The organism is Cyclobacterium xiamenense (assembly GCF_042140265.1).
Lineage (GTDB): Bacteria > Bacteroidota > Bacteroidia > Cytophagales > Cyclobacteriaceae > Cyclobacterium > Cyclobacterium xiamenense_A.
Genome location: NZ_CP159481.1, coordinates 2,950,234 through 2,975,481 on the forward strand (window position 1 = coordinate 2,950,234; position 25,248 = coordinate 2,975,481).

Here is a 25,248-nt window from a genome sequence, read left to right on the forward strand (position 1 = left end):
TTACTCTACGATCATGATACCGTTCATGATTCGCCAGTGGCCGGGAACCGTACAAAGATACGGATATTCACCCGGTTCGCCGGGAGCCGTAAATACCAGGCTTTCGCTGGTTTCCGGGTTTACCAGAGGGGTCGAGGCAAGTACTTCCGGAATTTTTGGAACAAAATTCATCGTAACGCCATTGGGGTCCCGTGCCAGTTCGTCGGCCGCTTTGCCGATGGTTTCCAGACTACCGGCTTTTCCGATCAACAGATTGTGTTGCATGAAATCATCGTTTGTGAAATCAATGGTTACCTGCTGTCCGGCCTTTACAGTAAAGCTGGGCTTATCGAATTTCATTTCGTGCTGTATTACCCCCATTTTAATGGTCACTGCACCGGCAGATCCCTGGGTCGGGCTTGTTGAAGTAGCGACCGAGCTGTCGGAGCCTACCTTTTTGGCAGGGACTTTCAGATTTAAATGAGAGGCTCTGCTGTTCAGCCTTCCCCGAAAATAAAACCGGTCCGGGTAGGTTCCAACCTGATCGGAACCCATGTTGTCATGGCCGATACGAACGCGGTTTGGTGCCAATTCCTGATCAAATAATCCCGGCGCCTTTGCGGTAGCGAGCTGTCGGTCATCGACACGCAGGACCATATTTCCGTCTTCCAGCAAGCTGGCTTTAAGCACGAACTGTTGGGAAGGAAGGCCGGTCCCAGAACGTGCCAGGTAGCTTTTTCCATTCTGTCGGACCAGCCAGTGGATGCGGTTGTTTTGAATGTACAGGCTGTAGCCATTGGTATGGTTTCCCTGGGCCACGATTATCCCTTCCAGCGGTTCCTCCGCTTTGCTGAGCGTCGCTTGCAGGTGCAGCTCTTTTCCGACAACTTCTGGAGGGTAGGGGATTCCTGCCCTTCTGTCCAGGCTGTATTGTTCCGATACCAGACTTTTGGAAACCCGTTCGCGCAGGGTAAGCAAGGAATCCGGTTTGTTAGGATTCAGCAAGCTCTCGGATAAATTTTCGAACGATTGCGGGTGCGATAGCACGGAGGCGAAAATTGCCTGGGGTAGATAGGGGTCTGCTCCGTTGTCGGCTGCGTCAGCGGAGGTCAACAGTAGGTTGGAAGCCGTTTCAGAACTGGGCATATCCGCCAGCGCCAAAAAGGCTGCTTTCCGGGTATTCAAATCGGGGTCATCGAGGACATCGGTAGCCAATACTGCGTCTAAACTTGCCGAATTGCGTGGCAATACCTGTAGGGCATTTTTTCGAACACCGGCTGCGGGGTGGTTCAAGGCCCGGGCTACTACCTCGTTGACCGATTGGTTGGAACCATCCAACGCTCCAATACCGTGCAGCACCCATAGTGCATGCACTGCCGGACTATTCAGACCAATTTCGTCCACCGAAGGATTGTCTACCAACTTCAAAAGTTCTGGAATCAGTTCGGTATTCTGGTTTTCTACAATCAGGCGCTGGGCCGTCATGCGCCAGAACATGTTGTCGCTTTTTAATCCGTTGATCAGGTCGGCGTTATTGGTTGGATCGATATCCATCCCCTCGTACGAATCCGATCCTTTGTATACCATTCGGTAGATTCTCCCATGTTTCGCATCGCGTAGGGGATTGATATACGCATTCCCTTCCCCGTTTTCAAAACCCTTGGGCGTGGGGTTGTGCTGAATGATGAAATTGTACCAGTCGGCTATCCAAAGGGCACCGTCCGGTCCCACTTCGGCATGAACCGGTGAAAACCACTCGTCCGAACTGGCCAACATATTAAAGCCGTTTTTTTCCCGAAACCCGGAACCATCTTTTTCAATGATGGCATTGTGGAGTACCCTTCCGGTAGGTTCGGCCACGAAGGCCACCCGGTTCCAATAGGATTTCGGAAAGTTACGGGCGGTGTACAAATGATGGCCGGCAGCAGCCGTGTAGCCTCCATGCCAGTCTACCTGTCGGAGAAATGGGGTCAGGTGGGGCATGTCGTAATGGCTGTCGATCCCGTGAACGGCATTGACCGAACCTCCATGAACCGGTCTGCGAACGTATTCCCTGGGCATGGCAAGGTAGGCACTGTGTTGCCCGTTTGCCGTGGAGATAAACACGTTAAATTCCTCACTGAATCCCAGTCCCCAGGTATTGTTGCTGGTATTGCCAAGAAACTCAAAATCGGTTCCATCGGGGTCGAATCGGTATACGCCCTGTCCAAAAGAAAAAGACTTGCCGTCAACCTCTCCCCGAAACCCGGAATAGCCCAATACCCCCCATAGTTTGTTATCAAACCCATACCGAAGATTGGATGGACCGGCGTGGGTATCGCTTTTGCCCCAACCGGTAATAATGGTTTCCTTTACATCCGCTTTGCCGTCGCCATTGGTATCTTTCAAAAAGACAAAATCAGGTGCCATGGAGATCAATATTCCTCCATTTACCGCCACAAGGCTGGTTGGAATGTTTAATCCCTCAGCAAAAATGGTAACCTTATCCGCTTTGCCGTCTCCATTTGTGTCTTCCAGCATTTTGATTTTATCGTTGCCGCCTTCCTTCCGAACCTCGTTGGGATAGTCCGTTGTTTCGATCACAAATAATCGACCTTTTTCATCCCAGCACATGGCCATCGGATTGATGATGTCTGGCTCGGAGGCAAAGAGCTGCAATTCAAATCCCACGGGTACCTGTACCAACTTCATGGATTCCTCTGGAGAAAGAGGTAGTTGGTAGCGGGGGGCAGGGTCCCTGTTTTCATAATTTGGAATTTCCGCATCTTCAAAAACGGGTTGAGGAATATCGTATTGAGCCACCTGGGAGGCGACCTTATCACCAACTGCCCAGAGCACACCATTTGCAACCAATTCCTGAAAAGCTGGCTGGCTCCAGGTGCGTTCGTCGTGCCCGTAGGCCGTGTAAAAAATCCGCCCTTCTCCCTGCTCACGCACCCAGGTGTAGGGCTCCCGGTGGTCCCCGTCTACGCGTTCCATTAGCACGGTCATGTCTTCGTTCAACTGGGAGTGCACATAGGTTTCGTCCCAGGTTTCAAATTCCTCGATTCCTTGCATTACCGGGTGCGTGGCATCGACGATCTTTGCTGTAAAATCTCCTGTACCATGGGACTTAAACTGTCCTCCGACGGTTTCAATAAACCACTCTGAATTCCGGAAACAAAAAGAGGCGCTATGCAGGGGAATCAGGGCCTTACCCCCTTCCACATAGTTTTTTAAGGCAGCTTCCTGCCTGGCAGTGATTTCGTCGTGATTGGCGTAGATCATCAGCCCGTCATAAAGGCGGAGATTTTCTGCATTCAAGTCCTCAGGATCGGCCGTATAGGTCAGGTTGATGCCCTTCTGAAACAAATGCCTCGCAAGCATCGGCATTACTATTTCGGAGTTGTGGTGCGGACTTTCGTGTCCGAGGAAGAGTATTTCTGCCCTTCTCGGACCATCGGATAGACTGATTTCCGTTGATTTGGTACCACAGCCCATCCAAAAAAGCATGGCCATGGCAATTAACCCGTAGTATTTCATGGTAATTTTTGTTTGGGTAGTATTGTCTGGTATTTTCACTGTACGAATATGGGGAATTTAAGCCTGTGTTTCCTACTGTTTTTTACCTATTTCCTACTGTATTTTGTCATATTTATTGTATTTTCGCCCAAATAGGCGCATAAATTTATTACTCGTTGAAAAAACCCTTTCAAAAATCCCGTATTCCCGAACAGAGTGCTTTCGTCGTGAAAGAACTGGTGGCACCCTATTTCGACAAGAATTGGCACTTCCATCCGGAATACCAGCTTTTCTGGGTCAGAAAGGGCAGGGGTACACGCTTCGTAGGGGATGACATGCGGGTTTTTAAAGAAAATGACCTGGTGTTTACCGGACCAAATCTACCCCATCTCTGGCGGAACGACCAGGAATATTTTGAAAAAGGGAGCGAATTGCTTACGGAAGGAATTGTCGTGTACTTTCCAGAAAACTTTATCGGCAAAGAGATGATGCAGAAGGAGGAGTTTGGGGAATTAACTGTCCTTCTTGAAAAAGCCGGTATGGGGCTGGAAATTCTTGGAAAAACCAACGAGGAGCTCCGACCCTTGCTCGCTTCTCTGGTACTAAAAAGCGGATTGGATAGGATCATCGGTTTGCTGGAGATTTTGCTGCGGGTCGCGCGATCGGCCGAGGTGAAGCCCATTGTGCGGGCCGGCTACATGAATACCAACAAAGAATCAGAGAAGGACCGGATGAGTACGGTATATGCCTTTGTAATGGATCATTTTCAACGTCCGGTAAAATTGGAAGAAGTCGCCGGATTGATCAATATGAGTAGTAGCTCGTTTTCAAGGTACTTTAAATCCCGAATGAACAAGTCCTTTTCTGACTTTCTGTCCGAGGTTCGGATCGGGCATGCCTGCAAATTGCTGCAACGGGAAAACATCAATATCAGTGAAATCAGCTACGAATGCGGCTTTCATACCCTGTCTAACTTCAACAAACAATTCAAGGAAAAAATGAATATGACCCCGATGAGCTACAAGAAAGATTTTCTTCAGCGGTATGGATAAATCTCTGTCGAAACTCGTATATTCCTGGCATGACGTCTATTTTACTCGTTTTATTTAGTTTTGGCTGGTTGCAGACTGGCGTTGTTTCTACGGAGTTTAGTACCCTGGTTCATCCGGAAATCATTCGTGAGACCGCCCATTCCGGCCGATTATCAGCGCTACGAAATCAGTTGGAGCAGGCCTGGTCCGGAATACGGACGGACGAACCCAACCCAGCGGAGGAGATCCACTACGAAGGGCTGCTGGACAATGACCCTGAGAGGGTTAAAACCCTGCTGCATCTGGAAGATATGGACAAGCTGGCTCTTTTTTACTGGCATTATGCGTTGTTTGCAGACGAATACAGTTTAAGAAAAATGCGAGATTTTAGTCTAAGCTGGGCAAAAACGTTTCACGCCACTGGCAATCCAATCAATGAAAATAAATTGCTGCCCATCGTCTACTCTTATTTTTTCCTTAAAATCAAGTCTACGACCGCAGGAGCAACTTGTCTTGGAAAAATGGCTTAAAGCGATTGCTGTTGCCGAAATCGGTAACGCCCGGGTTCCATTAAATAACTGGGAGACCAAACGAATCCACCTGGTAGGCACGATCGGTATGTTGCTCGACGACGAAACGCTGCTTGCATGGGCGGAGGACCGGACCCGGTATTACCTGGAAAACGCCCTTTTTCCGGATGGGACGAGTATAGACATTCGCCAGCGGGATGCCCTAAGTTATCATGTGAGTGGATTAAAGCCCCTATTGCAATTTTTCATTACTCTCGAAGCCGAAACAGGCAGGGGCTTGCAGTTTTTTCGTTTTGAAACCGAAGCGGGAGCCTCTGTTGCCCGCTCCCTTGATTACGTGGTACCTTATGCTACGGGAGAAAAAGTCTACCATCAATGGGAGAATTCAAAGGTGGAGCTGGATCGGAGGCGCGCGGCCGCGGGAATAGAAAAATACCGACCCGGTGTGGCCTATACTCCCGGAAAATCCTATGAAACCATGGCATTGGCCGGGTTTTTTGATGCGAAATATCCCATTGACTCCTGCAATTATCCCCTATGTGTCCTTTTTTCCTCTACCAGGTAACCATAGGGGCTGCATCAGAGCAATAGCAATGAAAAATACAGCTCCAGACCCATTCCGGCAAGTAATACCAGCAGGTATCCCAATCCCAATATCCAGAATTTGACAAGGGTTCGAAACCAATGCTGCTTGAAGATACGCAGGATGGCAAAATAGGCATAGGTGGTAACCAGAATAAATGCAATTTCCGCGAGCCAGTTGTTTTGTAACCCGAAAGAAAGATTCAGAAGGATGACCAATCCGTACAAGGCGTAGGCAAAGGCATGCAGATGAAAGCCGAGAATTAAATTTTCAATGTAATATTGGTCCTTCTTGAAGTATAAAACATGAATTAAAAACGCAAAAACAGGCAGCAAAACAAGCATCATCAACGGTAAATTCTTTACCGACTGGGAAACAAATAGGTTGGAGTTAGCGATAAATGCGCGGCGTTTTTCGGGAGTCAATCCCAAATCAAAGGCATAGGAACTCTTTTCCAGCGTTGCCGAAAACACTTCCTCACTCACTTCGGGGTCGATGGATAAAAAGCGAATTTCTTTCCAGGAGAGCCTTTGCATGGCGCTGTCGGAACTCTCCGGGGAGGCAACCGGCCTGTTGGCCTGTACTCCGGCAGCTGCCGCCTCTTCGATTTGTTTCAGTTCCTTCTGCACAGATTCTGGAATTTTTTCCTGAATATCTATTTGAACGTTTCCGGAATCCTTCGATAGCTCCCGCGCGGAAAGCAAACGATCCACGATATCATTTGGGACAATAAAGCCGATCACAAAGAAATAAAACAGCGAAAAAATGAGGTATAAGCGAACGGGATGGGTGTATTTCTTTCGTTGTCCGGAATTAAAGGCGAGGGTTAAAGCACCCGGTTTTAAAAGAAAAGTGCCAAGTGTCTGAAAAAATTTCCCATCAAAACTAAAAAGACTTGTGATCAATTCCTCCAGAAACACGCCGACCGGTACCTTTTGGTCTTTGTTTTCCTGACCACAATCGGGACAGAAATTTTCATACGACGGAAGGCTTCGGCCACAGTTCAGGCAACGATCAAGTTTTTGCCGTTTTTTCATCAGCAATTGTGTCTAACCATTAGAAACAAGAGTTAATTTACGTAGAATTTAGCAACTTCATCTTAGTCGGACTCAGGTTTTACTCGAGCACCAGGGGTTGGGTCAGCCTCGCAAAGAGTGCCAAACGTTGCCCGGAGATAGTACCAGGGCCGCAGGCAGCAAGCGCTTTTAGCATTGCCGGGTGCCGATAGTAGTCGTAGGCCAGGTATAGGGCATTTATTCGATTCGAGGTAAAACAGTGCGACTTTTTTGGATTATCAATGACGAATAGGTAGGCCTGCAGCAGGGAACCCGAGCCATCGTTTGCTACGTGATCGTACAATCGATTGTCACCCTGTCGACGAAGAAAGGCGGCGTGTGCCGTAAGGTGTTCAATATAAGTCATGGTGTAATGCGTCCCGCTTCCGGCGCTGGGTAGGTGGTCGCCATCTATCGGATCGTCGCCCCGCCTGATTTCTTCTGGAATGGCGCCGTTTGGAAGGATTCCCCATACCGCTACTTTTCCATCCATTTTCCACTCCTCGGTGGTAAGCAGACGTCCGATTTGGTATTGGTTGTGCGAGGCAAATGCTTTCTCGGGACTTAGTTTTTGCCGTTTCGGGCTTATTTCCTCCAACTCCCATTTCGGATGATCCATCAGGTACCAGGCGATAAGTGCAGCCGAAAACGAACCGGCTACACCCCAATTGTTTTTTCTCCACCGGCTCGCCCAGGCCACTTTGGGGTACATTACATCCCGTAACCAGATTTGATAGCTACGCTTGTCCTCCCGGTTCCAGCCCGACCAAGATTCCAGTAGGTCCGCTGCATAGATATAGGGTGTACCCCCCCGAGCCAAATTCAGAATACCCTGGGCACCCCAGTGAAAAGTGGGTTCGGCGTCATTCCGGTAGCCATGGGTATCCGTCAGGTCTAGAATAAGGGATCGGGATTTTTGGGCATATTTTTCTTCCCCTGTCAGGTGCCAGGCGAGCGCGGTGCCGTACACTAATTTGGCACCGATCGAACTCAACTGAATGGGACTTGAGGAGCTTCGATCGTATACGATCACTTCCCCCTTGAGCTCTTGCCACTCCATGGAAGTCACCATAAGGCTGTCAATGAAAGAAAGGAACTCTTGCAGGTTTTTCCGATAGGGTTCCAGGCCCTGACCCGCTTTGGTTTTGATTTCCACAAGTTCCGAAGGGGAAACCAATACCCCCCTGGATCTTGGCCGGGTCTGGGAAAAACCGGTTTCTGAGTCAGTGAGCGGCCAAAAAAGTCCAATAAAAAGCAGTGCGGTTCGGAGATAAAGCAAGGGAAAAAGCATCAAAGTGATTATTTTATCCGAAAAGGCGGCCTTATACCTTGACGAAGGTTTTGTTTGCATACATGTACCAAAGCAGCGTATACAGGATCACAAACCCGCCGATACTGGTCCATACCGGATACCAGCTTTCGCCGTATTGTTCGAGACCAAACAATACGTCCCCGGCGATGGCCGGAAAATCAATGACATGGGAAAGCACATAGGCGGTTATGGCGTTCATACCGATTACTTTTAGGGGGAAGGCCCAGGCTGTTTTTCCCTTGACGTCAATGATCCAGTAAAAGCCGGCCAGAAGCAGGTAACAAATCCCGGAGGAGGCGAGCACAAAGGAACTCGTCCAGATTTTTTTAACAATGGGATGCCAAATGCCCCAAATCAGGCCAAGAAGAAGGGAGATCAATCCGGCCAGGAACAGAAACCGGGCTACTTTTTCTCGCGGCATTTCAGACTTGATCCATTCGCCGGCAAACAAGCCGGAAAGGGTGGTGGCGGCAAAGCCGAAACCGGACAGCAGCCAGGTGTATTGCAGTCCATCGTCAAAACGGCCAAATACCAGTTGGTCCACGTAAAGGGCAAAATTCTGATCGGGTAGGAGAGTGCTTCTTCCAACGCCGGGTACCTGCGGGACCGTGAGCAGCAGCGCATAAACGATCAGGCAGCCCGCAAACAACAGGTAGCGGCCATTCCGGCTCAGGTGAATGAAGGCCAGGCATGAAACCACATAGCCTACAGCAATGGCCTGAAGGGTATTGCTAAAAACCTTAAACTGCCCGGCATCCAAAGACAGCAGGTTGCCTTGCACAATCCAGCCCAGGAAAAAAAGAATGAAGAAGCGCTTGACCAATTTACCGTAAAGCTGTGTGCGGCTGCTTTGTTCCTGCATGCGCTTGGACAAAGAAAAAGGAATAACCGCCCCGACCACAAAAAGGAACAAGGGCATGATGATATCGTAGAAGGTAGATCCAAACCAATCGGGATGTTCAAATTGCCGAGCCAAAAACCCGGTAAACGCCGTGTCTGCGCCCCTGTGAAGGGAGGCAAAGAAGCGATCGGCAAATACGATGAGTAACATGTCGAATCCCCGCAAGGCATCGATGGAGAGGATTCGGGGAGCGTGCTGGGGGATTGGATTCATGTAGCGGTTGGATTTTATGGTTTATTTTTTATTGGCAAATTCTCGTAAAAATATAATAAATACGTTGGTACGACCATCTCCTTGCCTGGATTTTTTTCCAGGCTGGCGTTCAGGAACCGGACCCGTTATTTTCCACACCTACGCCTCGCTAACGCTACCCCTTATGTCGGTGTACCCTGCGTATGGTGTTCCCGGGTGAAATTTCATTCGGGCACCACCTCCACGCACTCCACCCAGTGTTTTGCTTTTTTTCCGGTAAAGTGGTCAATTTGGTGCCTGCAGCTAAAGCCGGAAGCGACCAGTTCGGTATCCTCCGGGGCATTTCTAATGGCCGGAAACAATACTTCTTCTCCTATCTTTTCGGAAAGGGCATAATGTTCCTTCTCGTAGCCAAAGGAACCCGCCATACCGCAGCAGCCCGAAGGAATCTCGGTGCAAGATGCCGGCTCTTTCAGGGTATTTTTCATCGCCTGCGTCCCGTAGAGAGCCTTTTGGTGGCAATGACCATGAATTTGTAGCCCATTTCCCTTGCTACGAAAACGGACGTTTAGATTGCCCCGCTCCATTTCCCTCGAAAGGAAAACATCAATCATCAGCACGTTTTCCTTAAGTTTTGCTGCCAGGTCTTTTTCGTCAAGTAAATCCGGAAAGTCATCGTTCAATGCCGATGCACAACTGGGTTCGCAAACCAACACCGTGAGGCCCTGTTCGATTAAGACCATCAACTGCTCTACGGTACTTTTCCCTTCCTTTTTTGCCGCTCGCAGGAAACCATGAGAGATCTTGGGCCGCTGACAGCAGCCCACTTCGGCCAGTACCACCTCGTATCCGCAATCGTTGAGTAGTTTTAATGCGGCCTTGCCTATAGACGGCTCGTGGTAGTTGAGGTAGGTGTCGGCAAAAAGCGCGACTTTCTTTCCCGTTTTCTGCTGCTTTCCGCCATTTTTAGCAAACCAGTCAGAAAAAGATTCCGATGTATAAGCAGGGAGCGTCCGCCGGCTATCAAATCCGGCGATTTTCTCCAGGCTTTTCCGAAACAGTCCGGACGATTGTAGAAAATTGACCGGTTTGGCCAAGGTGCCAGACAAGCGTTTTGCCACACGAGCGGCGTCTCGGATCATTTTATCCCGCAGAGTCGGACCATTGGCATCGTAATACCACTGCATCACGTCGCTTTTCATTTTGGCCATATCCACATTACTCGGGCATTCTGATTTACAGGCCTTGCAACTCAGGCACAGGCTCAAGGTTTCCTGCAGGCGGTCACTTTGAAGTCCTTTTTCATCCAGTTGGCCCGACATGGCCATACGCAGTGCGTTGGCCCGGCCACGCGTGGTATGCTCTTCGTCTCGAGTAGCCTTGAAACTGGGGCACATGGTCCCACCCAGTAGCTTTCGGCATTCGCCTACTCCGGTGCACATATGGACCGATTCCTGAAAGCTTTGCTCGGACCGGTAATGAAAGACTGGTTCCACCGGCTGGTCCTCGTACCGATTGCCATAGCGCAGGTTGTTTGACATGCGTTCTGCCTCTACGATCTTTCCCGGATTCATTCGATTTTCCGGATCAAATAAGCGTTTGACGCTGATCATGGCCTGGTACAATTCCTTGCCAAAAAAACGCTCGTTGAACGGGCTCCTTACCAGCCCGTCGCCGTGCTCCCCACTCCAGGATCCGCCGTATTCCATCACCAGGTTGAAGGTGTCTTCCGCAATGGCTTCCAGTCGTTCGATATCTGTTTGGTCACGCAGGTCCAGGATGGGCCGAACGTGAATTACACCTACGCTAACATGTGCGTACATGGCGACTTCCGTCTGGTGTTTTTTACAGATTTGCAGCGTACGATCAATGTATTCCCGAAGGTGCTGGGTAGGGATGCCGGCATCCTCTATAAAAGGGAGGGGTTTTTTCTTGCCTTTAATACCGAGCATTAGCCCCAGTCCCTTTTTTCGAACCACCCATACGTCCTCGTACTCCGGTCCTTGAGGAAACAGCGGGTAGGCATAGCCCAGTCCCTTTTCCTGCAATTCCTGGATCATTTTCCTGGGCCGATCCATAACGTCCGCCATGGTTTCTCCGTAAAACTCGACGATGAGTATGGCAGCCGGATCTCCCTGAATAAAATGGCAATGCCGCTTCGTGGTGAGGTTTTCCCTGCTCAGGTCAACGACTATTTTGTCCAATATCTCAACGGCGGAGGGTTGGTACGGCAATATACGCGTAACCGCCCCCACGGCATCCAGCACCTCTTCAAAATGAAGCACACAAACCGATTTACATTGAGGCAAGGGTTCCAGGTTCAGTTTCAATTCCAGTGTTGTCGCCAGTGTTCCTTCGCTTCCCGTGATCAATTTTGCCAGGTTCCATTCGTCGGTGTGAATGAATTCGTCGAGGTTGTAGCCTCCGACCCGGCGCATGACTTTCGGAAATTTCTGCTCAATCAAGTCCTCATTTTCTTCGATAAGCTGTTTAAAACGACGGTAGATTTCCCCTTCCCTGGTGTCCTGTTGGGCTATCTCCCGATAGGTTTCCGCAGTCGTCGGCATTAAATGCATGCTGGTTCCATCCGCAAGGAGTATTTTTGCTTCGAGTACATGGTCCACGGTTTTTCCGTAAAGGATACTTTTGGTTCCGGAAGAATTATTTCCTACCATCCCCCCCACATTTGCGCGGCTGGAGGTGGCCGGATCGACGGCAAAATGGAGCCCGAGGGGTGCAAGTTCTTCATTCAGGACATCGCGAACCTTTCCTGGCTGTACCCGTACCCATCGTTCCTTCGTGTTAATTTCCAGGGTCTGGTTCATGTACTTGGAAAAATCGAGTACCAGGGATTTTCCGACCGTCTGGCCCGCAAGGCTAGTACCTCCACCTCGGGGCAAAATAGTGACTTGGTTGCTGTTCGCCCATTCCAAGGCTTTTTTTACGTCGCTTTCGTCTTTGGGAAGTACGACCGCTAATGGAAAAATCTGGTAAATACTGGCATCGGTGGCATACATGCCCAGTGAATAGGAGTCTGTCAACAGTTCTCCCCTGAGCGCTTTGCCCAGATCCGAAAGTGAAGCGGCAATAGCCGGCGAATTGGTTTGCATGAAGACGTTTTCTCAATTTGTTCAAAGATATTATTTTTTGTGGTTTGATAACAAGCACGAATATCTTTATCTCTTTTCCCCGGGCCTTTGGTAGAAAAATTGTTTGAACTTGAAAAGACATATCGTATTTTACGCATGAATTAAATTCAACACTGGCCAACAAGCCAACATAACAGAGGAAATTAGTATGGAGAATAAACACAATCAACGGCGAACATTTCTTAAATCCACCGGCGCAGCGGTAATCGGCAGTACAGTGCTTCCCATGGGCTTTTCTATTCGTAATGGGTACGCTGCCCGAAGAGAAACCTTAAAGGTTGGACTTATTGGTTGCGGAGGGAGAGGTACCGGAGCAGCCGCGCAGGCATTGAAAGCAGATAAAGACGCCGAGCTTACCTGTATGGCCGATATTTTTTCGGATTACCTGGAAGAGTCGTACCAATCGTTAAAAAAAATAAATCCCGAACAGGTAAAAGTAGGGAATGCGCAGAAATTTGTGGGTTTTGATGCGTACCAGAAGGTACTGGACGCCGGAGTGGACGTAGTGATATTGACAACGCCACCTGCTTTTCGACCGGCGCATTTCAAAGCCGCAGTAGATGCAGGCAAGCACGTGTTTTGCGAAAAGCCCGTGGCCGTCGATGCGCCCGGCGTACGTAGTGTGTTGGATTCGGCCCGCAAAGCTAAGGAAAAAGGCTTGTCCGTGGTATCCGGGTTTACCTTTCGGTATGATTTTCCAAAGCGGGCATTGTTTAGCCGGATTCTAGATGGAGAGATTGGGGAGGTTACCTCGGTTTTTACCGCGCGTAATGGTGGGGGATTGTGGTACAAACCTCGTCAGGATCATTGGACCGAGATGGAGTACCAATTGAGAAACTGGTATTATTACGATTGGTTATCGGGAGATTACATCGTGGAGATGATGGTTCATAGTCTGGACATGATGTCCTGGGCACTCGGTGACCGCTTGCCCATACAGGCCACTGGCACCGGAGGCCGCCAATCCCGCACAGAATCGCAGTGGGGTAATATCTACGACCATTTCGCCATCGAATACGAGTACGAAAATAACATCAAAGGCGTGCATTTCAGCCGACAGCAAAAAGGTTGCTCCAATACCAATAAAGTAGACATTGCAGGCACAGAAGGGTTCGCTTCCGTGGATGTCGGCAAACGAATTCATGCCACTATGGGATCCGAGCGCTGGGATTACAAAGGGGAGTCCAATAACCCCTACGAGACCCAACACGAGGAACTTTTTGCCTCCATCCGGGCCGGACAGCCAATGAATGAGGGAGAGTTGATGGCAAATAGCACCATGCTAGCTATCCTGGGGAGAATGGTCGGCTATAGCGGACAGACCATCACCTGGGAACAGGCCATGAATAGCGAACATAAATTGGGACCCGCTGCCGAGGACTATCGCTGGGATCTGGTGGTAGAAGTTCCGCCCATTGCGGTACCAGGAATTACAAAAGTAGTGTAGCATTTGACGATTCCTTAACTCAGTTTTATGAACAACAAACAACGAATACCTTTATTTTTGCTTTTCCTGTTACTCCTTTCATCCTCCCTTTCGGCACAGGAATTCCTATTTGAATTTGGAAAGGAGCAAGACCTAAATGCACTGATCCAGGGACGGGCCACGGAGGAAAAATCCATTCGCTGGAGGGATGTCAATACAGGACCTGCTACCTGGCGGTTTGAAGGGGAAGAGTTGGTATGCGAAGGTCTGCCGATTGGCGTCATTCGTTCCGAGGAGCAATACGAAAATTTTATCATGTATGTGGAGTGGAAACACATGGAGGCTGGTGGAAATTCCGGTACCTTTGTCTGGTCCGGAGCTGCACCTGGGGAAAACCGGTTGCCCGATGGAGTAGAAGTACAAATGCTGGAATTGGATTGGGTCAACCAAAATAAACGGCCCGATGGCGAGTTGCCTCCCATTGCTTACGTACATGGAGAACTCTTCGGCGTGGGTGGCGTGGAGACCGTTCCCGATAACCCTCGCGGAACAAGGAGCAAGTCCATTGAAAACCGCTGCCTTGGCAAAGGGCAGTGGAATACCTACGTGGTGGTCTGTGTGGACGGAGTGATCAAGCTTTCCGTCAACGGAAAATTTGTGAATGGCATCCGTCAGTCCACGCAAAAAAAAGGGTATATCTGCCTGGAGTCAGAGGGAGCACCGATCCATTTTCGCAACCTGACAGTGACCCCACTTCCTCCTGGCGTTACTTCCCCGGAACAAATAGCACCTTTATTACCCAATTGATAACAAATAGTTACCCATGTTGAACGATTTATCCCGGATTCACGAGTTGATCACCGATCTTTTCGAGTGGCCCCAAACGGAAAACGACTGGAAAAAATACCGCTTGTCGGAAGATCAAGTCGCGTTCTTTGAGGAGAACGGTTACCTGTCTCACATCAAACTTTTGGATCCCTGGCAGGTGGATGTGTTAAATAAGGAACTGGAAGAATTAACGGATCCCGGCCATCCCGGTAACGAATTGTTTTATGAGTTTAAGTCCAATGAATCGGCGGATCCAAATACCGTCTTGTTTCATTCCCTTGGCCATTGGCGCATTACCAATGGGTTTCACGATATATTATGGAATCCGGCCTTTGTAATGGCGGCAAGTCAGCTTTTGGGAGATAAATCCGTGCGCTTTTGGCACGATCAGCTGTTTTGCAAACCTGCCAAACACGGTGGAGTGGTCGCATGGCATCAGGATTATGCGTATTGGACCCGCTCTGTTCCAATGCAGCACCTTACCTGCTGGGTGGGGCTGGACGATGCGGATACCGAAAACGGTTGCGTGTACTACGTGCCGGGAAGCCATCGATGGGGCTTGTTGGACAAACCGGAATTGGCTGGAAATATGGACGGGCTAATGGATTACCTTACCGACGCACAAAAAGAGGAATTTCGTCCCGTTCCCATCGAAATGGAAAAGGGGTACGGTACGTTTCACCACCCGCTCATGGTGCATGGATCCTACGAAAACAAATCCGAACGGTCCCGAAGAGCGTTTGTTTTGAATGTGTTCGCGGACGGTACCCGGTCCAATACCGAACAAGAGTTACTGGCCGGGGTACCCATTTTTCAGCCAGGAGAACCGTTGACCGGGCAATTTTTTCCCCTCTTGCTAGGGCGTGAGGCGATGAATCAAAATTCCTGAAAATGCTGATGTGGCCTGGTTGGAAAAAATGGATTCCTGCCTTGCTATGGCTGGGTTCGGCAGGGCTGGTTTATTTGATTTGGGCGAACTTTCTCGATGGGGAACCCTCCGGTAATCGGCAGCTGGACTGGGAGTTGCCCGATGGCTTCGTAATGGAAGAAGCCACCCTTCCCGGACTTGTGAAGTACCCGATGTTTGCCATTTTTGACGACCAGGGAAGACTTTTTGTAATGGAATCCAGTGGTAAAACCGAGAGCACTGCCGGTATTGTAGAAAATCCAGACTTCCGTATCCTTCTTTTGGAGGATAACGACGAGGACGGGCTGTTTGAGCAAAGAACCGTCTTCGCCGATTCGCTTTCGTTTCCCATGGGAGGCGTGTTTGTGGACGGCAGTCTGATTGTTACCAATTCTCCAAACCTGATGAAATTTACCGATACCGACGGCGACGGAGTAGCGGACGAAAGGAAGGTTTTGCTATCGGGTTGGAAACTCAATCACAATGCAGCCATTTTGAGCGGTCCGTTCATGGGGCCGGATGGCTGGCTTTATCTGGCGGATGCGCGTAGGGGTTTTGATATTTTCAGCAAAGAGTCGACTCGTTTTGAAGGAGCGGGAGCACGCATATGGCGTTGTTTGCCCGACGGTTCGCAATTGCAGTCGTTTGCCGGTGGAGGTTTTGACAATGCGGTTGAATTGACTTTTACACCCTCCGGGGAAGTCTTGGGGACCATGACGTATTTTACCGATCCACAAGGCGGGTACAGGGACGCGCTCATGCATTGGGTTGAAAATGGTGTGTATCCGAAGCCTCATCCGGTTATTTCACAAGATCAACTACGCCGCACCGGTGATTTGATGCCGGTCATGCACCGGATGGCCAGGGTTTCTCCCTCTGGGTTGATGCGTCACACCGGATCAGGTGGTTCGAAAGAATTCGAGGGTAACTTGTTTCATGCCGAATTCAATACGGGTAGGATCATTCGTAGCATCCTGACTCCCGCGGGCGCCTCTTTTCAGGTAGAGGCGCAGCCATTTTTTCAGAGTAGATTGCCGGACTTCCATCCAACCGATGTGTTGCAGGAGCCCAACGGTAATTTGCTGCTGGTCAATACCGGTGGCTGGTTCATTGCGGGTTGTCCGTTGAGCCGCACTGCCAAACCGGATGTGCCGGGAGGAATTTTCCGAATACGAAAAAGAGAGGCGTCCGAGCAACTTGCAGATCCCTGGGGAAAGGAGATTTCATGGGATGATCTTTCGGTGGGTGAGCTGGCAAGGCTATTGGAAGACCCTCGCCGAAAGGTATCCGAAAAAGCCGGGAATTACCTGCTGCAAAAACCCAAGTTCGCTGTTCCCTTTTTACAAAGGCTGATGCAGGAACATCCGGAGGAAAGGGTTCGTGCGAATGCGGTTTTTTTACTGTTCCGCAGCCAACAAGCAACGGCCTGGAATTCCCTGCATACCGGCCTGGATGATACCAGTGATCTGGTAAAAACAGCCACTGCTCGGGTATTGGGAATGGGCGACTTGAAAGCTGCAAGTGAAAAACTGATTCATGTCCTGGAAGAAACTGCTTCCCTTTCGCTACTCAAACAAGTGGCCGTAGCACTGGGCCAAATCGCGGATCCCCTCGCAACACAACCACTTTTACAGGCTTTGAAACGCTACCCGGAAGACCGATTCTTTGAACATGCAGTTATTTTTGCACTAATTGAGATGGAAAATGAGGCGCTGCTTCTGGAAGAGCTGGCAGTATCCGGATTCAACAAAGCGATCGTTATCGCCTTGGATCAAAAAGGTAAGAGTTTATTAACGGAGGAAGCGATTGCATCCTATTTGACCGCATCGGATCCCACTGTACAGGAAACAGGTGTTTGGGTGTTGAAAAATCATCCGGAATGGCACCGGGCTTTTGTTTCGTTTTTGGAAACTCAGGCCAACCGACCGGATACAGACCCTGGCCGGGTAGTGGAACTTTGGCCGGTCTTTGTCGATCAGGCGCCGGTTCAGGCATACATTTCAAGAGAAATGAGGAAGAATCTCGGGACGGCACGGGGAGAATGGCTGCTGTCCTTGCTGGCATCTCTTCCTCCTAAAAACCCGTCGGTCCCGCTGTACAATAGCCTGCGCCTGTATTTGCGGGAAGGAGATCGCTCCGTTCAGGAAGCTACATTAGGCGTTATCTCTCAAATTAACAGTACCTCCTTCTCCCGGGAATTGAACCTACTTTCCCGGTCCGATGAAAAGGCTGTTTCCCTCAGGCTAAAGGCCTATCAGGCCCTGGTCGCACAAAGTCAAAAAATCGAGGACGTCGAATTTCAATGGATTGCTCAGCAACTTCTGCAGGCGGATGCTCGGCAGCACCATGCCTTGGTTGGCCGGGTTTTGAGAGACATCGCGCCTGACGAAAACCGCCTGAATTGGCTCCTGGAGCATGTTTTCCCCTTCGTATCCTCAGAAAATCTTCCGATGCTTCTGGAACTGTTCAATGACGCAGAGCAGCCGGAGATACGGCTTGCCTTGGAGCAAGTCTTGTTGCAGCGAAAAGACGCATGGGACCTGCTTTCTATTGATATGGTAAGTAAGATCTTTGCCGGGAAAAAATGGGCGATTGTGGATAGTCTGGAGCAAACGCAACGATCCCGCCTGACTTCGCTGGAAGTACTGGAAAGCAACCTACTTGCTGGAGATGTAGCCAGAGGACGGGCGGTTTTTTATGGAAAAGGCACCTGTGGTACTTGCCACGCGGTTGCCGGTGAGGGAGGAACTTTTGGTCCGGATTTGACCAACATTGGAGAAATTCGCTCCCGGCACGATATATTGGAAGCCATTGTTTACCCTTCTGCCAGTTTTGCGCGAGAGTACGAGACGGTTTCACTGGGCACGTCAAGCCAACAACTGACAGGGATTATCAAAAGCATTGAAAAAGAAAGGTATGAAATTGCGCTTGGCCCCGATGCATCGCGATACGTGCTCGTAGAAGAAGTAGAAAACCTGACGCCTGTATCCCAATCCTTGATGCCGGCTGGCTTGGACAAAGCCATGGACCTTCAGGAATTGAGTGATTTGATGCTTTATTTGCAATCTTTACCCGATGGCATGTATACGCGTGCCAATACTTACTAAAACACTATTAGGATGAAGTCATCGTTCGTTGCATGTGCAGTTATAGTTTTCACCCTGTTTGTCTTCTTACCGGGTTTTGGTCAAGCGCTACCCAGTCCGACGAATTGGCAGCGAGGGACGCTTATTCCCTTGTTTTCCGGAGAAAATCTGGATGCCTGGTACACCTTTATCCAAGGTAGGGGAAGGAATCAGGATCCATTAAGGGTATTTCGGGTGGAGGACGGTTTGTTGCATATCAGCGGTGAAGAATGGGGTTGCATCACCACGAAAAACCCCTACGACAATTTTATTTTGAAGGTGAATTTTCGCTGGACGGGTGCCACCTATGGCAACAGAAAAACAAAAGCAAGGGATAGCGGGATCCTGATTCATTCGCAGGGTGAGGATGGCGGCTACAATGGGATTTGGATGAACGGAATTGAAGTCCAAATAATCGAAGGGGGTACCGGTGATTTTATTGTGGTGGGGGATGGTTCCACTGCATTTGGACTCAGCGCGCCGGTGGTCCACAAAGAGCCGGGTAATGCCCTTTATTTTGCACCTCAGGGAGATTACCAACGAATCCATGGTGGCCGGATCAACTGGTATGGAAGGTCTCCTCAATGGACCGATACCATCGATTTTAGGGGAAGTGAGGATTTGGAAAAAAAAGTAGGCGAATGGAACGAATTGGAAATACAAGCCTGGGAAGGGCAGGTGGCGGTTTACCTTAACGGTACGCTGGTAAATTTCGGGAAACAACTCAATCCCGGGTTTGGTCGCATTCAGGTACAGTCGGAGGGTGCTTCGATTGCGTTCAAGGAAATTGCGCTATACCCTTTAATAAAGAAATAGCTCAGAGGTTCCTCGCTTCGGGGAATATTTTTTAACTTGGAAACGGTTTTTACAAACGAGGCAATAATAGAAAACGAAACTAGTCATAAAAACGAATACAGCATGACCCAAAAATCAATAAAAATATTAGTGGTGGGTTGCGGCAATATGGGCGCTTCCCACGCATTGGCCTACCATCAATTGGATGGATTTGAGATAGTAGGCTTGGTTTCCGGTGGGAAGACCAAGGAAGTTCTTAACGAGAAATTGGGAGGAGGATATGCCCTTTTTGACGATTATTATGCGGCAATGGATGCTACCAAGCCTGATGCGGTTAGTATTTCCACGTATCCGGATACCCACGAGACCTACGCAGTAGAAGCCTTCGAGCGAGGCTGCCACGTTTTTGTCGAAAAACCACTGGCAGATACAGTGGAGGGGGCCCGTCGTGTGGTGAATGCCGCTAAAAAGAACAACAAGAAATTGGTCGTAGGCTATATTCTCAGGCACCACCCTTCTTGGATGAAATTTATTTCGGTGAGCCAGGAGTTGGGTAAACCGCTGGTGATGCGCATGAATCTGAATCAGCAAAGCGAAGGGAAAATGTGGACCCTTCACCGGAATTTAATGAAAAGTCTGAGCCCTATTGTGGATTGCGGGGTACATTATATCGATGTAATGTGCCAGATGACCCGGTCCAGACCGGTTCAGGTATATGCCATCGGCGCCCGGTTAACGGAAGAAATCCCTGAGGGAAACTACAATTACGGTAACCTGCAAATTCGTTTTGAAGATGGTTCGGTGGGCTGGTACGAGGCAGGTTGGGGACCGATGGTCAGCGAAACCGCCTTTTTTGTAAAAGATGTATTCGGTCCAAACGGATCCGTATCCATCGTGGCGCGGGAAGCCGGAGGATCCGGAAAATCCGACAGCATTGAAGCACATACCAAGACAGAATCCTTGTTGTACCATCGTTCTGAACTGGATGCCAACGAAGCTTTTGCGCACGAAGACGAATGGATTGATCTACGGGATGAACCGGATCACAATGCCCTTTGCAAGCGGGAGCAGGAGTATTTCCTAGACGCCATTCATCAAGACACCGACCTGAGTGACCATATGGAGGATGCAGTGAATAGCCTGCGCATTGCTTTTGCCTGTGACGAATCGGTACGAACAGGAAAAGTGGTGCATTTATAAACTTTCAGAGGAGGCTTCAATGCCTTCTTTTTTTTCGACCAGTCAAAACGAACGCATGTCAACTGATTTTAATCCGAAAGAATTCCCCGTTGGAATCATTGGTCTTGGACTCATGGGAAGTAGTATAGCTGCTTGTATGCTAATGGCCGGGCACCCGGTTACGGGCGTTGAATTGGTTCCCGGGGCACTGGAGGAAGGCGCCAAACGGGTCAAAGACCACTTCAAACTGGCTTTGGAAAAAGGACTCATTCAGGGTGACGTCTCGGATTATTTAAAGCGGTTTTCTGCATCTTCGGAGCTGTCCGATTTGAAACACTGCAAACTGATTATCGAATCCATCAAGGAAGACAAGTCGATAAAGGGAGCGGTTTTTCAAACTCTGGACGCGATCGTATCGGAAAAAACATTGATCACCACCAATACCTCGGCTATTCCAATTTCCGAATTGCAGCAATTTGTGAGTCATCCGGATCGGTTTTTTGGCCTGCATTGGATGGAGCCGGCGTATACGACCCGGTTTCTGGAAGTGATATGTGGCAAGGACAGCGATTTGGAAAAAGCCCAATTCCTTTACAATCTGGGGGAATTGTGGCAAAAGGAAACGGTCCTGGTTAAAAAGGACCTTCCGGGATTTATTGCCAATCGGCTTATGTATGCCATGTACCGGGAGGCCATGCATTTGGTGGACAAGGACTATGCTTCCGTGGAAGACGTGGATCGAGCCTGCAGAAATGTCGCCGGATATTTCCTACCCATGATGGGCGTGTTCCGTTGGATGGATTTTACAGGAATTGCCTCTTACCGTAAGGTGATGAACGATCTTTTTCCCACGCTAAATAACGATGCTGCACCAGGTAAGGTCATCAATGACATCGTAGATGCCGGAGGGCGGGGCATTGCAAACGGGCGCGGTTTTTATACCTATTCCGAGGAGGAAGTGGCTATCTGGAAGGAACTTTACGGAGAGTTTTCTTACGAGATACGGGAACTTACGCAGAAATATCCTGCAGATATTGCACGGCGGAAATTGGAGGAAAAAAAAGCAGCCCAATCCCGAAATCCGGCATCCGAAAGCCAGTCCTGAGATCCGGGCTAATGTAACGCCGGCGCAATAGGCAAGGATTGGATTACCTCTCCTTCATACTCCATCATCTCGTGCAAGCGGTCGTATACGGTTTTTTCGTCAAAGTATTCCAGGGCAAGCGCCACAAAAATATTCCCGTGTTTGGCCTCCGAAGTCCAGAGCGTTTTGTAAAACTTTTTCAATTCTTCGTCGGCTTGAGCCTCCGAAACCATACGGAATCGTTCGCATCCCCTGCATTCTACGATGGAGCCGAGAAGCATGCGGGACAGAAACCTACTTTCCTGCGTTCCTCCATGGGTAAGGGGCATTAGCCGCTTGAGGTAGGGGTCCTCTTTCATTTCTTTATTCAATGGGATTCCCTTTCGCTGCATGAGGGCAAATACCTGATGAAAATGTTCCAATTCTTCGATCGCCGTTTCGATCATGTCTGGGATGATTTTCACACGGTCTGGATATTTGGCAATCAGTGAAGTAGCCATGGCAGAGGCTTTTCGCTCGCAGTCGGCATGGTCTTGTAAAAAGGCGTCAAAATCAGCCATGACGGCATCGAGCCAGGCTTGAGAAGAAGGTATTTTTAAATCAATGGAATATTTCATCGACGTTTTTCAATTTTTTACATGAGCCAAAAATACGAGATCTTTTTCAATTTACCGGATCCACCGGTAATTCCAAGGCGATCTGTTGCTGCTTTTTCGTATTTTTCGGATCATTACAAATCTATTGCCCATGCCCTCGCTACAGTCTGCAATCGCCACATATACCCAGCGTTTTTTGGTAAACGAGCCCTACTTTGAGGAAATGCCCTCGCACGATTTGTGTTTGGTGCTGGTCATTCCTGCCTTCAAGGAGCCCGCGATCGATCGTACCCTGGACTCTCTAGGCAAATGCCTTCCGCCTGGGGGGACAGTTGAAGTGATTTGTGTCGTAAATGCCTCTAAAGATGCGGCTACCTCTGACCTGGAAACCAATGCGAATTGCCTTCAACAGATCCAGGAATGGCGACTCAGGCACCCCGGGCACTTTCTTTCCTTAAAACTCATTCGAGAGGAGTCCTTGCACCCAAAAAAAGCCGGGGCCGGTCTCGCCAGGAAGATTGGTATGGACGAAGCCCTTCAGCGCTGGGGGAAGCTGAACAGAAATGGTCCCATTCTTTGTCTGGATGCCGACTGTGAAGTTTCTGAGGAATACTTTGTAGTTGCCGAAAAGGCGTTTGAACACCCTTCTCTAGGGTTGGCTCACTTTCAGTTTGAACATCGGTACGAAAAAGAACCGGATCGCCTACTGGCCGCAGGTATCGTCGATTACGAGCTTCACTTACGGTGCTATATCCAGGGATTGATTTGGGCCGGCTATCCTTTTGCCAGACATACCGTTGGCTCTTGCATGGCCGTAAGGGCCGCCACTTACGCCCGATCGGGTGGAATGAATACCCGGAAAGCGGGTGAAGATTTTTATTTCATGCACAAACTGTTACCAGTGGCTGCGTTTGCTTACCTGCAGGCCCGTGTGTATCCTTCTTGTCGCGCCTCGGATCGCGTTCCTTTTGGCACCGGGAAAGCGCAGGTAGACTATTTAGCAGCAGGTAAGGAATCCCAATCCAGCTATCATCCCGATTGTTACGAATGCCTGAAGGGTTTCTTCCGCCAAATCCCATTTCTATACCTGCAGGCACCGGAGGAATGGCAGCTTCCTGCAGTGCTTCAGCCTCTACTGAAGAGGGTGGAGTTTACCGAACGAGTGCTACGCATAAAGAATCAGTCGAACTCAGAAGCTTCGTTTTTGAAAAAATTCTGGCAATGGTTCGACGGCTTTCTGGTACTCAAGTTTACCCATTATTTACGGGATAATGCGTACCCATCCCTGCCCGTTGCACGCGCTGCGCAACAATTGCGGGAAAGGATTCAGGGCACTTCCGGAGTAGGGAACAACGTGGATCTACTCAACTGGTACAGAGAAATGGATGGTCTCTACTCCTCAAGGGGCTGAATGATCAAGGAAACTTGCTGGTTTTTTTCCAGACTCAGTTCCAATCCGGCCAGCAGTTCTTCGCCTCGGTAGATGCCGGAAGTGTCTCCTACGGGAAAAGTAACCCTGTACTTTTTCTCGGGGGCCACCACAAACCATTCCGGAAATTGGTTGATGCGGGGGTAATCGAGGGGCAATTGGAAAATGTACCGGTGCCTCGCCCGGTCAAATTTGATTTTTCCCTCCCAGTCTTCCTCGCTAAGCAAGGATACCAGTACGCCCGAGGGGTTGGCCACGGCTCCCAGGTACAATTCGGGACGCCAGGGTTCGACGGTTACTCCCTGTGCTTTCCATAAGCAATACATTAAGGTAGTTCGCGCAAAGTTCCCGTCGCCGTGCCATCCTTCGATGACCCCGTTTCCCCGGTAGGCCTCGGTGCCGGGGCGGTAAGCGGAATCCTGAAGTGACCACATGTGCTGTATCTGAGAATCGATCCATGTCTTGGTTTGCGGCAGTGGCTCGCGGTTATACAAATTTAACGCACTTTCGATCGCATCTGCGTAGCCGTCCGAGCTTCCCCGTTCCCAGTCGTAATAGGCATAGTTGTCCAGGTTTTCCAGGGCCCGGATTACTGCCTGGCGGTAGGGCTCGTATTGATCCAGCAGGTATACGCTGTAGTAGGCATTGAACGTATATCCCCAGGTGTCGGCAATTCCTTCGTCCAGCACTTCTCCGGTCTTTGGATTGATTTGATTATAGAAGAGTCCGTGTTCGTTGGTACCTACTTCCAAAATCCGATCCAACATGCGGTAAATAGCGGGCTGGTAGGCACTTTTTTTGTCTTCGGCGGCAAAGGCGGTGGCGAGGTACAATTCGCAAAGTCCGGATACAATCTCACAGCCGTGGTCACGAAGGCGCAGTACCTCAAAATTATCGGTAGGATGCTGTTCGCCGAGCAAATAATAATCGCCCAGCCGGAGGGCCCATTTCAGGTACTTTTCGTCTCCGCTCATCCAATATACTCTGGAAAGTACTTGCAGCAATTCCCCGTTTACCTCCACATTCAGCGATGGAAGGGTACCATAGGGCGTTTCGTAGGAGGCGTTTTTCCAGATATCGTCCAGGATTTCCCGCATGCGGTCCGACCAGGCAGTTTTTCCGATGTATTCAGTCAAAGGGAGTAATCCATCTTTGACGTATTCGGAGGCTCCAAAAATGATGGCATCTTTGTTCACTTCCTCCTGGTCAAACCCATTTTTTGAAAACGAGTAGGTGTCAGGAAGTCGGTCCAGCCGATTGGTAAGTCGTTTTTCTGTTTTCAGTAGCTCCGCAAGTCTGCCTTCGTACAATGGCTTATCAAGAATAGAAGCGGTCAGGACCATGAAGGGGTAATTGTCCGCTGCCGCATCCTGCGCATTCCAGATATCCAGACCGCCGTCCAGGTTTCTCGGGATCAAACCAGTCTTGGGGTCTGCATAGGTAAGCCAATCGTATACAAACGAAAGGCTGCGTGTGTAACCTTCATGGGCCAGGTATCCGTTTTCCATCGCCTCGGAAAGCTCGATTTTGTTGGGTTCATTGACTGCTGGCTGGCAAGCGGGAAAAAAAGTAACGCTTAGCGCGACCATAACAAAGGAAAGAACGGAATCAATGAATAAACTTTTTCTCAACGGAGTTTGGTGCAT

At 49.5% G+C, this 25,248-nt stretch carries 18 protein-coding genes; 11 read left to right on the top strand and 7 right to left on the bottom strand.

Annotation, left to right across the window (positions count from 1 at the left end; genetic code table 11):
• The gene (locus ABWH99_RS12190; RefSeq protein ID WP_375582127.1) at positions 1-3,501 is read right to left on the bottom strand and encodes a PVC-type heme-binding CxxCH protein; all 3,501 of its coding nucleotides are present in this window, start codon (positions 3,499-3,501) and stop codon (positions 1-3) included.
• Between the two features lie 155 nt (positions 3,502-3,656).
• Here ABWH99_RS12190 and ABWH99_RS12195 point away from each other — a divergent pair, with 155 nt between their 5' ends.
• From ABWH99_RS12195 to ABWH99_RS12205, 3 genes are read left to right on the top strand one after another with little or no spacing between them, the layout of a single operon-like run.
• Positions 3,657-4,532 (top strand): AraC family transcriptional regulator, encoded by an 876-nt coding sequence (locus ABWH99_RS12195; RefSeq protein WP_375582128.1) that lies wholly within the window; start codon positions 3,657-3,659, stop codon positions 4,530-4,532.
• A 29-nt stretch (positions 4,533-4,561) separates the two neighbouring features.
• Positions 4,562-5,041, top strand: coding sequence for a hypothetical protein (locus tag ABWH99_RS12200; RefSeq protein WP_375582129.1), 480 nt, complete (start codon positions 4,562-4,564; stop codon positions 5,039-5,041).
• Entirely contained in the window at positions 5,025-5,606 is a 582-nt protein-coding gene (locus ABWH99_RS12205; RefSeq protein ID WP_375582130.1) for an alginate lyase family protein, read from the top strand. The genes ABWH99_RS12200 and ABWH99_RS12205 overlap by 17 nt, the downstream gene beginning before the upstream one ends.
• Before the next feature lie 14 nt (positions 5,607-5,620).
• Here ABWH99_RS12205 and ABWH99_RS12210 read toward each other — a convergent pair whose 3' ends face one another.
• From ABWH99_RS12210 to ABWH99_RS12225, 4 genes are all read right to left on the bottom strand, one after another.
• Positions 5,621-6,661 (bottom strand): DUF3667 domain-containing protein, encoded by a 1,041-nt coding sequence (locus tag ABWH99_RS12210; protein WP_375582131.1) that lies wholly within the window; start codon positions 6,659-6,661, stop codon positions 5,621-5,623.
• A gap of 79 nt (positions 6,662-6,740) precedes the next feature.
• Positions 6,741-7,970 (bottom strand): alginate lyase family protein, encoded by a 1,230-nt coding sequence (locus tag ABWH99_RS12215; protein ID WP_375582132.1) that lies wholly within the window; start codon positions 7,968-7,970, stop codon positions 6,741-6,743.
• 31 nt (positions 7,971-8,001) lie between these two features.
• Positions 8,002-9,105: an acyltransferase family protein gene (locus ABWH99_RS12220; protein ID WP_375582133.1), complete on the bottom strand. Its 1,104-nt coding sequence runs from the start codon at positions 9,103-9,105 to the stop codon at positions 8,002-8,004.
• A 203-nt stretch (positions 9,106-9,308) separates the two neighbouring features.
• The gene (locus ABWH99_RS12225) at positions 9,309-12,194 is read right to left on the bottom strand and encodes an FAD-linked oxidase C-terminal domain-containing protein (protein ID WP_375582134.1); all 2,886 of its coding nucleotides are present in this window, start codon (positions 12,192-12,194) and stop codon (positions 9,309-9,311) included.
• A gap of 187 nt (positions 12,195-12,381) precedes the next feature.
• On the opposite strand from ABWH99_RS12225, the gene ABWH99_RS12230 reads away from it, so the two are divergent.
• The 7 genes from ABWH99_RS12230 (at position 12,382) to ABWH99_RS12260 (ending at position 21,598) form a co-directional block, all read left to right on the top strand.
• Positions 12,382-13,680, top strand: a complete 1,299-nt coding sequence (locus tag ABWH99_RS12230; RefSeq protein WP_375582135.1) for a Gfo/Idh/MocA family protein — start codon at positions 12,382-12,384, stop codon at positions 13,678-13,680.
• 27 nt (positions 13,681-13,707) lie between these two features.
• Positions 13,708-14,466 carry a DUF1080 domain-containing protein gene (locus ABWH99_RS12235; RefSeq protein WP_375582136.1) on the top strand — a complete coding sequence of 253 codons (759 nt, stop codon included), beginning with the start codon at positions 13,708-13,710 and terminating at the stop codon, positions 14,464-14,466.
• Positions 14,467-14,482: 16 nt separating this feature from the next.
• Positions 14,483-15,376 carry a phytanoyl-CoA dioxygenase family protein gene (locus ABWH99_RS12240; protein WP_375582137.1) on the top strand — a complete coding sequence of 298 codons (894 nt, stop codon included), beginning with the start codon at positions 14,483-14,485 and terminating at the stop codon, positions 15,374-15,376.
• 2 nt (positions 15,377-15,378) lie between these two features.
• The gene (locus ABWH99_RS12245) at positions 15,379-18,501 is read left to right on the top strand and encodes a PVC-type heme-binding CxxCH protein (protein WP_375582138.1); all 3,123 of its coding nucleotides are present in this window, start codon (positions 15,379-15,381) and stop codon (positions 18,499-18,501) included.
• A 12-nt stretch (positions 18,502-18,513) separates the two neighbouring features.
• Entirely contained in the window at positions 18,514-19,335 is an 822-nt protein-coding gene (locus ABWH99_RS12250; RefSeq protein WP_375582139.1) for a DUF1080 domain-containing protein, read from the top strand.
• Between the two features lie 102 nt (positions 19,336-19,437).
• The gene (locus tag ABWH99_RS12255; protein WP_375582140.1) at positions 19,438-20,514 is read left to right on the top strand and encodes a Gfo/Idh/MocA family protein; all 1,077 of its coding nucleotides are present in this window, start codon (positions 19,438-19,440) and stop codon (positions 20,512-20,514) included.
• A 55-nt stretch (positions 20,515-20,569) separates the two neighbouring features.
• On the top strand, positions 20,570-21,598 hold the full coding sequence (locus ABWH99_RS12260) for a 3-hydroxyacyl-CoA dehydrogenase family protein (protein ID WP_375582141.1): 1,029 nt from the start codon (positions 20,570-20,572) through the stop codon (positions 21,596-21,598).
• Between the two features lie 8 nt (positions 21,599-21,606).
• Here ABWH99_RS12260 and ABWH99_RS12265 read toward each other — a convergent pair whose 3' ends face one another.
• Positions 21,607-22,194, bottom strand: coding sequence for a tRNA-(ms[2]io[6]A)-hydroxylase (locus ABWH99_RS12265; RefSeq protein WP_375582142.1), 588 nt, complete (start codon positions 22,192-22,194; stop codon positions 21,607-21,609).
• Between the two features lie 130 nt (positions 22,195-22,324).
• Between ABWH99_RS12265 and ABWH99_RS12270 the strand changes: the two genes are divergently transcribed.
• Positions 22,325-23,584 carry a glycosyltransferase gene (locus ABWH99_RS12270; protein ID WP_375582143.1) on the top strand — a complete coding sequence of 420 codons (1,260 nt, stop codon included), beginning with the start codon at positions 22,325-22,327 and terminating at the stop codon, positions 23,582-23,584.
• Here ABWH99_RS12270 and ABWH99_RS12275 read toward each other — a convergent pair.
• A complete protein-coding gene (locus ABWH99_RS12275; RefSeq protein WP_375582144.1) occupies positions 23,566-25,248 on the bottom strand; it encodes a hypothetical protein in 1,683 nt (560 codons plus the stop codon). The genes ABWH99_RS12270 and ABWH99_RS12275 overlap by 19 nt on opposite strands.

Coding starts and splice junctions, on each gene's coding strand:
- ABWH99_RS12190 (WP_375582127.1), bottom strand. CDS start 3,501: ATGAAATACTACGGGTTAATTGCCATGGCCATGCTTTTTTGGATGGGC.
- ABWH99_RS12200 (WP_375582129.1), top strand. CDS start 4,562: ATGACGTCTATTTTACTCGTTTTATTTAGTTTTGGCTGGTTGCAGACT.
- ABWH99_RS12210 (WP_375582131.1), bottom strand. CDS start 6,661: ATGAAAAAACGGCAAAAACTTGATCGTTGCCTGAACTGTGGCCGAAGC.
- ABWH99_RS12215 (WP_375582132.1), bottom strand. CDS start 7,970: ATGCTTTTTCCCTTGCTTTATCTCCGAACCGCACTGCTTTTTATTGGA.
- ABWH99_RS12220 (WP_375582133.1), bottom strand. CDS start 9,105: ATGAATCCAATCCCCCAGCACGCTCCCCGAATCCTCTCCATCGATGCC.
- ABWH99_RS12225 (WP_375582134.1), bottom strand. CDS start 12,194: ATGCAAACCAATTCGCCGGCTATTGCCGCTTCACTTTCGGATCTGGGC.
- ABWH99_RS12230 (WP_375582135.1), top strand. CDS start 12,382: ATGGAGAATAAACACAATCAACGGCGAACATTTCTTAAATCCACCGGC.
- ABWH99_RS12235 (WP_375582136.1), top strand. CDS start 13,708: ATGAACAACAAACAACGAATACCTTTATTTTTGCTTTTCCTGTTACTC.
- ABWH99_RS12240 (WP_375582137.1), top strand. CDS start 14,483: ATGTTGAACGATTTATCCCGGATTCACGAGTTGATCACCGATCTTTTC.
- ABWH99_RS12245 (WP_375582138.1), top strand. CDS start 15,379: ATGCTGATGTGGCCTGGTTGGAAAAAATGGATTCCTGCCTTGCTATGG.
- ABWH99_RS12250 (WP_375582139.1), top strand. CDS start 18,514: ATGAAGTCATCGTTCGTTGCATGTGCAGTTATAGTTTTCACCCTGTTT.
- ABWH99_RS12255 (WP_375582140.1), top strand. CDS start 19,438: ATGACCCAAAAATCAATAAAAATATTAGTGGTGGGTTGCGGCAATATG.
- ABWH99_RS12260 (WP_375582141.1), top strand. CDS start 20,570: ATGTCAACTGATTTTAATCCGAAAGAATTCCCCGTTGGAATCATTGGT.
- ABWH99_RS12265 (WP_375582142.1), bottom strand. CDS start 22,194: ATGAAATATTCCATTGATTTAAAAATACCTTCTTCTCAAGCCTGGCTC.
- ABWH99_RS12270 (WP_375582143.1), top strand. CDS start 22,325: ATGCCCTCGCTACAGTCTGCAATCGCCACATATACCCAGCGTTTTTTG.
- ABWH99_RS12275 (WP_375582144.1), bottom strand. CDS start 25,248: ATGCACCAAACTCCGTTGAGAAAAAGTTTATTCATTGATTCCGTTCTT.